This window comes from Actinotalea sp. JY-7885 (assembly GCF_014525465.1).
Classification (GTDB): domain Bacteria; phylum Actinomycetota; class Actinomycetes; order Actinomycetales; family Cellulomonadaceae; genus Actinotalea.
In genome coordinates, this window is record NZ_JACEXH010000134.1 from 1 (window position 1) to 9,427 (window position 9,427).

At 75.3% G+C, this 9,427-nt stretch carries 7 protein-coding genes; 4 read left to right on the forward strand and 3 right to left on the reverse strand.

Translation table 11 applies throughout. The features are described from left to right. Both IDM29_RS12145 and IDM29_RS12150 read left to right on the forward strand, forming a co-directional pair. A partial coding sequence (locus IDM29_RS12145) for an FAD-binding oxidoreductase (RefSeq protein ID WP_188037569.1) occupies positions 1 to 1,285 on the forward strand: 1,285 nt, incomplete at its 5' end. Positions 1,286 to 1,453: 168 nt separating this feature from the next. After that, complete coding sequence (locus tag IDM29_RS12150) at positions 1,454 to 3,976, forward strand: MMPL family transporter (RefSeq protein ID WP_182111875.1); 2,523 nt, start codon at positions 1,454 to 1,456, stop codon at positions 3,974 to 3,976. A 21-nt stretch (positions 3,977 to 3,997) separates the two neighbouring features. On the opposite strand, the gene IDM29_RS12155 is transcribed toward IDM29_RS12150, so the two are convergent. Then, positions 3,998 to 4,675 (reverse strand): TetR/AcrR family transcriptional regulator, encoded by a 678-nt coding sequence (locus IDM29_RS12155; protein ID WP_182111874.1) that lies wholly within the window; start codon positions 4,673 to 4,675, stop codon positions 3,998 to 4,000. A 191-nt stretch (positions 4,676 to 4,866) separates the two neighbouring features. On the opposite strand from IDM29_RS12155, the gene IDM29_RS12160 reads away from it, so the two are divergent. Then, positions 4,867 to 6,810, forward strand: coding sequence for an FAD-dependent oxidoreductase (locus IDM29_RS12160; RefSeq protein ID WP_188037570.1), 1,944 nt, complete (start codon positions 4,867 to 4,869; stop codon positions 6,808 to 6,810). A gap of 207 nt (positions 6,811 to 7,017) precedes the next feature. Then, on the forward strand, positions 7,018 to 7,179 hold the full coding sequence (locus tag IDM29_RS12165; protein WP_182111872.1) for a hypothetical protein: 162 nt from the start codon (positions 7,018 to 7,020) through the stop codon (positions 7,177 to 7,179). A 44-nt stretch (positions 7,180 to 7,223) separates the two neighbouring features. Here the strand turns inward: IDM29_RS12165 and IDM29_RS12170 are convergent, their stop codons facing one another. After that, the gene (locus tag IDM29_RS12170; protein ID WP_188037571.1) at positions 7,224 to 8,279 is read right to left on the reverse strand and encodes a DUF2776 family protein; all 1,056 of its coding nucleotides are present in this window, start codon (positions 8,277 to 8,279) and stop codon (positions 7,224 to 7,226) included. Between the two features lie 56 nt (positions 8,280 to 8,335). After that, positions 8,336 to 9,427: ATP-dependent DNA ligase (locus IDM29_RS12175; protein ID WP_188037572.1), on the reverse strand; the 1,092-nt coding region annotated here is incomplete at its 5' end.

Below are 9,427 nucleotides of genomic sequence, written 5' to 3' on the forward strand. Positions count from 1 at the left end.
CGCGGTCGAGCCGGGCGACCCGGCCTACGGTGCGGTGCGCTCCGGCTACATGCGCGGCGGCTCGCCCGGCCTCGTGCTGCGGCCCGGCGACGCGGCGCAGGTCGGGCAGGCGCTCGCCTTCGCCCGCTCCCAGGCCGTCCCGCTCGGGATCCGCAGCGGCGGCCACGGCATCTCGGGACGGTCGACGAACGACGGCGGCATCGTCGTCGACCTGTCCCGGATGAACCGGATCCAGGTGCTCGACCGCGCAGCCCGCCTCGTGCGCGTCGAGGCCGGCGCGCGCTGGGGCGACGTCGCGGCCGCGCTCGCGCCGCACGGCTGGGCGATCACCTCGGGCGACTACGGCGGCGTCGGCGTCGGCGGGCTCGCGACCGCGGGCGGCGTCGGCCTGCTCGGCCGGCTCCAGGGGCTGACGATCGACCGCGTGCGCGCCGCCGACGTCGTGCTCGCCGACGGGAGCCTGGTGCGCGCGAGCGCGACGGAGCACCCGGACCTCTTCTGGGGCCTGCGCGGGGCGGGCTTCGCGCTCGGCGTCGTGGTGGCCTTCGAGCTCGAGGCCGGCGAGGTGGGCGACGTCGGCTACGCGCAGCTCGCGCACGACGCGACCGACACCGCGCGCTTCCTCCAGGCGTGGGGCGCCGCGGTCGAGGCGTCCCCGCGGGACCTCACGAGCTTCCTGATCATGGGCGGCTCGGGCGGCGGGCAGGTCGTCGCGCAGACGATGACCGTCGTCGCGTCGGACGACGTCGACACGATCGTCGCCCGGCTGCAGCCGCTCGCCGAGATCGCACCCCTGCTCGGGCAGCAGGTGGTGCTGACGCCGTACTCGGGGGTCGTCGCGGCGCCGGCGGCGTCGCACGCGGCGCAGGGCGAACCGGTGAGCCGCAACGGGACGCTCGAGCACGTGACGCCGGCCTTCGCGGCGGACGCCGCGCGGCTGCTCGCGAGCGGCGCGACCCCGTTCTTCCAGATCCGCGCGACCGGGGGCGCCGCGGGCGACGTGCACCCGGCGGCGACCGCCTACGCCCACCGGTCGGCCAACTTCGTCGTCTCCGCGATGGGCGGCAGCCAGACGCGCCTCGACGCGGCGTGGGAGCCGCTGAGCCGGCACGTCACGGGGGCGTACGTGAGCTTCGACACCGACCGCCGTCCCGAGCGGCTCCTCGACGCCTACCCCGGGCCCACCCTCGATCGCCTGCGCGAGCTCAAGCGGCGGTACGACCCCACGAACGTCTTCCGGGACAACGTCGACCTCGCGGTCCCGGACGACGAGGCGTCCCGGTGAGCGGGGCCACCGCTCGCCGACGTCGGACCCGGGCGTAGACTCCGATGCGGATACGGGTCATCCCTTTGCTGCCCCGCCGCCGCGACGCGCGGCGTACCGGGCGTGCGGCCTCGCGGCCGTCCGGGGACCCGCGCACCACGACCCCCACCGTCCGAGGAGACGCACGTCATGGCTGAGCTGCTCTACCGTCTGGGGCGCTTCTCCGCCCGGCGCGCCTGGACCGTCCTGGTCGCCTGGCTCGTCCTCCTCGCCCTCGCCGGCATTGCGTACCTGACGCTGGGCGGCACCGTGAGCTCGGCGATCACCATCCCCGGGACGGCGACGGCCGAGGTGACCGACCGGCTCGAGGCCGAGCTCGAGACCGCGTCCGGCGGCACGGCGAGCGTGGTGTTCCACACGGCCGACGGCTCGGAGATCACCGCGGAGCAGCGCGCGGGCATCGCCGCCGCCGTGGCGCGGGCCGCCGACGTCGACGGGGTCGAGGCCACCGTCGACCCGTTCGCGACTGAGGCCGAGCGCGCGGGGCAGGCGCAGCAGCTCGCCGAGGGACAGGCCCAGCTCGAGGCGGGGCGGGCGCAGCTGGCCGAGGGCCAGGCGCAGCTCGACGCCGCCCGCGCGCAGGCCGAGGTCGGTCAGGTGCAGCTCGACGAGGCCCGCGCCCAGGCCGAGGCGGCCGGGATGCTGGCCATGGTCGCCCCTCAGCTCGACGCCCAGCAGGCGCAGCTCGACGCCGGCCTGGCGCTCCTCGACGAGCAGCAGGCGGCGCTGGACGCCGCCCGGGCCGAGCTCGAGGCGCAGGAGCCCGTGCTGGCCGACGGCCTGGCCCTCCTCGAGATGGCCGAGGGCTTCCGCACGGTCTCGGAGGACGGCTCCGCCGCCATCGCCACGGTGCTCTTCACGGACCCCGTGTTCGAGGTCGCGCCCGAGACCAAGGAGGCGGTGCGGGACGCCTTCACGGCCGAGCCCGTCGAGGGCCTCGAGGTCGACTGGTCCAACGAGCTCGTGGCCGGCGTGCCGAACATCGGCGGCGCGGCCGAGGTCGTCGGCGTCGTCGTGGCCGCGCTCGTCCTGCTCGTCATGCTGGGCACGCTCGTCGCGGCCGGCCTGCCGCTGCTCACGGCGCTGATCGGCGTCGGCATCGGTGCGCTGGGGACGATGGCGCTCTCGGGCACCGTCGAGATGATCTCGGTGACCCCGGTCCTCGGCATCATGCTGGGCCTCGCGGTGGGCATCGACTACTCGCTGTTCATCCTCAACCGGCACCGCCGCCAGCTCCGTGAGGGCGCCGACGTGCACGAGTCGATCGGCCTGGCGAACGGGACCTCCGGCAACGCCGTCGTGTTCGCCGGTTCCACGGTGATCATCGCGCTGCTCGCGCTCAACATGACCGGGATCCCGTTCCTGGCCCTCATGGGCACGGTCGCGGCGTTCAGCGTCCTCGTGGCGGTCCTGGTCGCGGTCACCGCGACGCCCGCGCTGCTCGCGCTCGTCGGCCGGCGGATGCTGCCGCGCCGCCAGCGGACCGCGAAGCCGACGCCGCCGCCGTCGGACCTCCCGCCGATGTCCACCGGCAAGGCCGTGCTGCGCCTGGTGGTGGGCGTCGGCGTCCTGCTGGTCGTGGCGATCCCGGCGCTGTCCATGCGCCTCGGCCTGCCCGACGGCTCCTCCGAGCCGGAGGACTCGAGCCAGTACCGCGCCTACATGGTCACCGCCGACGCGTTCGGCGAGGGCGTCAACGGCCCGCTCGTCGTCGTCGCCGACCTGCCCCAGGGCACGCAGGAGGCGGACGTCATGGGCCTGCAGGCCCGCATCGGCGCCGAGATCCTCGCGGTCGACGACGTCGAGGCCGTCGTGCCGGTCGGCACGTCGGACGACCTCACGCTGATGGCCTTCCAGGTGGTGCCGGCCGAGGGCCCGAACGCCGTCTCGACCGAGGAGCTCGTCCACGAGCTGCGCGGCATGAGCGTGGACGGCGCCGAGGGCGAGCTCGCCGTCGCGGGCGCCGCCAGCGGCAACATCGACATCTCCGAGAAGCTCGCGGCGGCGCTGCCCGTCTACCTCGCCGTCGTCATCGGCCTGTCGCTGATCATCCTCGTCGTGGTGTTCCGGTCGCTCGTCGTGCCGCTCATCGCGACGGCCGGCTTCATCCTGTCCGTCTACGCGGCCTTCGGCGGCGTGGTCGCGATCTACCAGTGGGGCTGGCTCGGCGACGTCTTCGGCGTGCACGACCCCGGCCCCGTGCTGAGCTTCCTGCCGATCATCCTGGTCGGCGTGCTGTTCGGCCTCGCGATGGACTACCAGCTGTTCCTCACGTCAGGCATGCGCGAGGCGTACGCGCACGGCGCGGGCGCCCGCCGGGCCGTGACGCAGGGCGTGCGCGCCGGGCGCGCGGTGGTCACCGCCGCGGCGATCATCATGATCGCCGTCTTCGGCGGCTTCGTGTTCTCGCACACCGCGATCATCCGGCCCATCGGCTTCGGCCTGGCGTTCGGCGTGCTCGTCGACGCCTTCCTCGTCCGCATGCTGCTCGTCCCCGCGCTGATGCACCTCGTGGGCGAGAAGGCGTGGTGGCTGCCGCGCTGGCTCGACCGGCTCCTGCCGGACGTCGACGTCGAGGGCGCCCAGCTCGAGCGGCGGCACCACGCGATCCACGAGGACGCCGACGACCGGACGTCGGTCACCTCGTCCTGACCGGTGCGGTGGGCGGGCCGCTCAGCGGCCCGCCCACCGCCGGCTGATCTCGACCGCCTCGTCGGTGGTCAGCGGGGCCGGGAGCGGGGCGCGTCCGGGTCCGCTGCGCAGGCCGTCGGTGAGCAGCTGGAGGTAGCGGACGTAGGCGTCGGGGCGGACGTCGGCGCTGTGCTCGGCCAGCTCCGTGAGCATCCACAGCAGCACGTAGACGTCGTCGCCGGTGACGCCCGGACGCAGGTCGCCCTCGGCGCGCGCCTGGTCCAGCAGGGTGCTCGCGACCGCGGCGAACCCCTCGCGCTCGGCGGTCAGCGTGCTCGGGCCGTCGCCGCGCGTGAGCGCGACGTCGCGCAGGCCCAGGTTCGCGGCCAGGAGGGCCGCCCCCTCGCTCAGCAGCAGCATGAGCCCGTCCCACGCCCGCGGCGCCCGTAGCGCCTGGTCGGCGACGTCGCGCATGCGCTGCAGCGGCTCGGCGAGCGCCGCGTCGACGAGCGCCTGCTTGTCGGGGAAGCGCCGGTAGACGGTGCCGACCCCGAGGCCCGCGTGGTGCGCGACCTCGTTGAGCCCGACCCCCAGGCCGCGCGAGGCGAACAGCTCGCGCGCCGCCCCGATGATCCGGTCCCGGTTGCGCGCGGCGTCGCTGCGCAGCGGACGGGTCTCGTCCTCGACGCTCCGCGACGGCTCTGGCGTGGGGCTGGGCACGGTCCCGAGCCTAGCCAGCGCCACCCGGGACCACGCCGCCGCCACGGTCCGGGACCGCCTCGGCGAGCGCGGCCGGAGGGCCAGGGCCCGGCGGGACCCGAAGGTCCCGCGTCGCGGGGGCGCAGCGCCACGAGCATGGAGCCGCCGCAGCGTCGCCCGTGCGGCGCCACCGCCGGTCCCAGGAGGAAGTCATGCCGTACGACCACCTGCTCGCCCCGATGACCCTGCGCGGGCTCGAGCTGCGCAACCGCGTCGTCTTCCCGGCCATGGCCACCGGCTTCGTGGCCGACGGCGGCCACGTCAGCGACCAGCTCATCGACTACCACGTCGCGCGCGCCGAGGGCGGCTGCGGGCTGCTCATCACCGAGTGCTGCTCGGTCCACACGCCCTCCGCCCCGCGGAACTTCCTGAGCATCGCCGACGACACGTACGTCGCCGGGCTCCGGCGCTTCACCGACGCCGTGCACGCCGCCGGCGCACGCTGCGCCGTGCAGCTGTGGCAGGGCGGCATGGCCGCCTGGGGGCAGGACCCCGCAGCGCTCGAGCTCGTGACAGCGAGCGGCCTGCCGACGCCCGGCGGCCAGATCCCGGGCTCGAGCGTCGAGAAGATCGCCGAGGTCGTGCAGGCGTGGGGTGAGGCGGCAGCCCGCGCCGTCGCCGCGGGCTTCGACGCGGTCGAGTTCCACTGCGCGCACAACTACTCGCCCCACTCCTTCCTGTCGCCCGCGCTCAACCAGCGCACGGACGAGTACGGCGGCTCCTTCGAGAACCGTGCCCGCTACCCGCTGGAGTGCATCCGCGCGATCCGCGCGAGCATCCCCGACGACATGCCGCTGCTCATGCGCATCGACGCGCTCGACGACGAGCTGCCCGGTGGGCTCACGCGCGACGACGTCATCGCGTTCTGCCGCCTCGCCCAGGAGGCGGGCGTGGACGTCCTGGACGTCTCCCGCGGCAACATCGTCACCTCGGCCATCAAGTACGAGGTGCCGCCGATCGACCTCGAGCGCGGCTTCAACGTGGAGAACGCGGCGGCGATCCGGCGGGGGACCGGCATGCCGACGATCGCCGTCGGGCGCATCAACCACCCGGCGCAGGGCGACGACATCATCGCCTCCGGGATGGCGGACATGGTCGTCGTCGGGCGCGGGCAGATCGCGGACCCCGACTTCTGCCGCAAGGCGGCCGAGGGACGCGCGGAAGACATCGTCATGTGCGTCGCGTGCAACCAGGGCTGCTTCGACCGCTTCGTGCTGGGCCAGCCCATCACGTGCCTGCGCAACCCGCGGGTCGGGCGCGAGAGCGAGGGGACGCTGCAGGTCACCGGGCGGCCGCGACGCGTCCTGGTGGCAGGCGGCGGCGTCGCCGGGATCGAGGCGGCGCTCGTGCTGCAGGAGCGCGGGCACCGCCCGGTGCTGTGCGAGGCGAGCGGCGCGCTCGGCGGTCAGTTCGAGCTGGCCGGGCACGCGCCGCGCAAGGGCGAGATGCGCGACGCGGCGGTGTCGCGCGGCGAGCAGGCGGTGCGGGCCGGGGTCGAGGTGCGCCTGAGCACCCCGGTGACGCCGGCGCTCATCGACGAGGTGGCGCCCGACGCCGTCGTCGTCGCGACGGGTGCCGTGCCGCGCGCGCTCCCCGTGCCCGTGGAGGACGGGGCGAACCTCACCGACGCCTTCGCCGTGCTGCGCGGCGAGGCGCCGGCCGTGCGCAGCGGGGTGCGCAGCGCCGTCGTCATCGGCGGCGGGCTGGTCGGCCTCGAGGCCGCCGAGCACCTCGCCGAGCAGGGCGTCGCGGTCACGGTCGTCGAGACGGCCGAGGCCGTGGGCGGGGACCTGGGTCAGCTCCGGCGCATCTGCGTCATGGAGGCCGTCGCGCGCGAGGGCATCACCGTGGTGACCGACGCGACGTGCGCGCGCGTGACCGCCGCGGGCGTCGTGGTCGAGCGCGACGGGGAGCGCGGCGAGATCGCGGCCGACCTGGTGGTCGCCGCCGTCGGGTCCGTGCCGGTGGACCACTCGGCGCTCGTCGAGCACTGCGCGGCGCGGGGCATCGAGTGCCACGTGGTGGGCGACGCGGTCAGCGCCCGCCGGGCCATCGACGCCATCGCCGAGGCCTACGAGGTCGCGCGCGCGCTCTGAGCCGCGCAGGGTGACGCGTCCGCGTCGGATACCGACGCGAGCGCGTCACCCTGATGGCCGCGGTCCAAGGTCCCGGCGGCGTGCCTGCCGGGGGTGGGAGCCTGGCTGGGCGGGACACGGACGTCTCGCCGGCCCCCGCGGGGCGCGACCCGCTCCGCCGGCCGACGTGGCCCACCGGCCACGGCCCCACGAGCGCAGGAGACCCCCGTGCACCCCGACCTGTACCTCTCGCTCTACCGCTCCCAGGAACGCCGCCTCGAGCAGCGACTCCAGCGCCGCGTCGCAGCCGCCGAGCGCGGCGTGCCGCCCCGCGTCCGCGGCGTCCACCTGCCGCACCTGACGCTGCACCGCCGCCCGACGCACGGGTGACGGGCACGGGCCGCCGTCACCGGCGGCCCGCCGCCCACCCGGGTTCAGGTGTCCGACGCGCCCGACGTGCCCGCCTCGAGGATCGAGACGATCGAGAACAGGGTGAAGCAGACGGCGCCGAGCCCGACCAGGACGTGGGCGGGGACGAAGAACGCCGGCCGGGTCAGCGTCGCCTGGAAGAGGAACGCGGCGTAGAAGAGGCACGTCAGCGCGGTCCCCACCGGGATGAGCGGGATGCGGTTGGCGAGCGGGAACGAGCGGCGCCAGACGAGGGCGAGCAGCACCACCTTCGACAGGATGCTGAAGCACACGAGGCCGAGCCCGATGAGGACGTTGCCCGGGGCGATCCGGGCCGGGTCGTCCGAGCCGAGCAGCACCGCGAGGCCGAGGACCACGTTCGTCGTGCCCATCGCCACGACCCACCACGTCCAGCGGAAGCGCTCGGCGTCGCCGAACTCGTTGCGCACCTGGCGCACCACGCTCGCGACCAGGGAGACGAGCGCCGCGCAGATGACGGACAGCCCGGTGAGCACGTTCCCCGCGACGAGGGCGTGCGTGCCGCCCTGCGCGTAGAGCGTGCCGGCGATCACCAGCCCGGCGAGCGCGACGACGGCGGGGATCGCCACCAGGATGATCCCGGCCCGCCGGGAGTAGGCGCCGTCGGGCGGGCCGCCGCCCGGTCCCAGCGCGCCGCTGCGCTGGATGAGGACGAACTTCGTGGACGCCGTGGCCACGGTGCTCACGCACGTCGCGATGAACCCGATGCCGAGCACCACGTGGCCCGCCACGACGAACTGGGGCTCCTCGCCCCGTCCGAGGATCGAGATGCCCCAGCCGACCGTGGCGAGCGCGACGGCGTACCCGAGGGCCGGCAGGGCGATCTCCCAGGGGCGGCCGTAGCGGTGGATGAGCTGGCGGATGATCGTCGCGGCGGTCGTGAAGAGCGCGACGCAGATGGCGGTGAGGGCGACGAGGACGTGCCCGGCGACGAAGTGCGCGGCGTCGTCCCCGGCGGCGAGGACGTCGAGCCCGAACGCGAGGCACACCGCCCCCATCGCGAGCGGGATGGCGCGGAAGAGGACGCTGATGGTCGGGTTCATGCTCACTCCTTGCGCCGGACGAGCGATCGACCGTCCACTGTAGGCACCGCGCGCGGCTACGCGCCCGGCGGCGAGAGCTCCCGCACCGTGCCGATCGTGTCCGCCTCGGCCGGCGTCTTGTCGTCCCGGTAGCGCAGGACGCGCGCGAAGCGCAGCGCCAGGCCGCCCGGGTAGCGCGTCGAGCGCTGCAGCCCGTCGAACGCGATCTCGACGACCTGCTCCGGCCGCAGCGTCACCGTCCACCCGTCGTCGGCGACCTCGAGCTCGCGGAACCGCTGCGTCTGCCACGCGAGCATCTCGTCGGTCATCCCCTTGAACGTCTTGCCCAGCATCACGAAGCCGCCCGTCTCGGGGTCGCGCGCGCCGAGGTGGATGTTCGAGAGCAGGCCGCTGCGGCGGCCGGATCCGCGCTCGACGGCGAGCACCACGAGGTCGAGGGTGTGGCGGGGCTTGACCTTGACCCACGCGCCGCCGCGCCGGCCGGCCTCGTACGGCGCCTGCGCGTCCTTGACGATGACGCCCTCCTGCCCGGCCGCGACCCAGCGCGCGAAGGCCTCCTGGGCGACGTCGGTGTCGTCGGTCACCACGCGCTCGACCGTGTGGTCCGGCGCGATCGCGTCGAGGACGGCGAGGCGCTCGCGCAGGGGAGCGCCCAGCAGGTCGCGGCCGTCGACGTGCAGCACGTCGAAGAAGAACGGGGTGAGGGTCGCCGCGCCGGCGAGCTCGGCGTCGCGCGTCGCGCTGCGCGACGCCGTCTCCTGGAACGGGCGCGGTCGCCCGTCCGCGCCCAGGGCCAGGGCCTCGCCGTCGAGCACGGCCGTGGTCACGGGCAGCGCCCGCACGACGTCGACCACCTCCGGGACGCGCGCCGTGATGTCGTCCAGGCTGCGGGTGTAGACGCCGACGTCGTCGCCGTCCCGGTGCACCTGGATGCGGATGCCGTCCAGCTTGGCGTCGACGACGACGGTCCGGCCGTCGAACCCCGCGACGGCGGTCGCGACGTCGGGGGCCGACGCGGCCAGCATCGGCCGGACCGGGCGCCCGACGGTGAGCGTGAAGGCGTCGAGCGCGGCGAGCGCGTCCTGCGGCGACGGCGCCCCGAGCGCCGCGGCGGCGACGGGCTCGGTCGCGCCCGCGAGCATCGCGGC

Bases quoted from the DNA above. Each gene is read 5' to 3' on its own strand.
- IDM29_RS12170 (WP_188037571.1), bottom strand. From the start codon at position 8,279: ATGAACCCGACCATCAGCGTCCTCTTCCGCGCCATCCCGCTCGCGATG.
- IDM29_RS12160 (WP_188037570.1), top strand. From the start codon at position 4,867: ATGCCGTACGACCACCTGCTCGCCCCGATGACCCTGCGCGGGCTCGAG.
- IDM29_RS12150 (WP_182111875.1), top strand. From the start codon at position 1,454: ATGGCTGAGCTGCTCTACCGTCTGGGGCGCTTCTCCGCCCGGCGCGCC.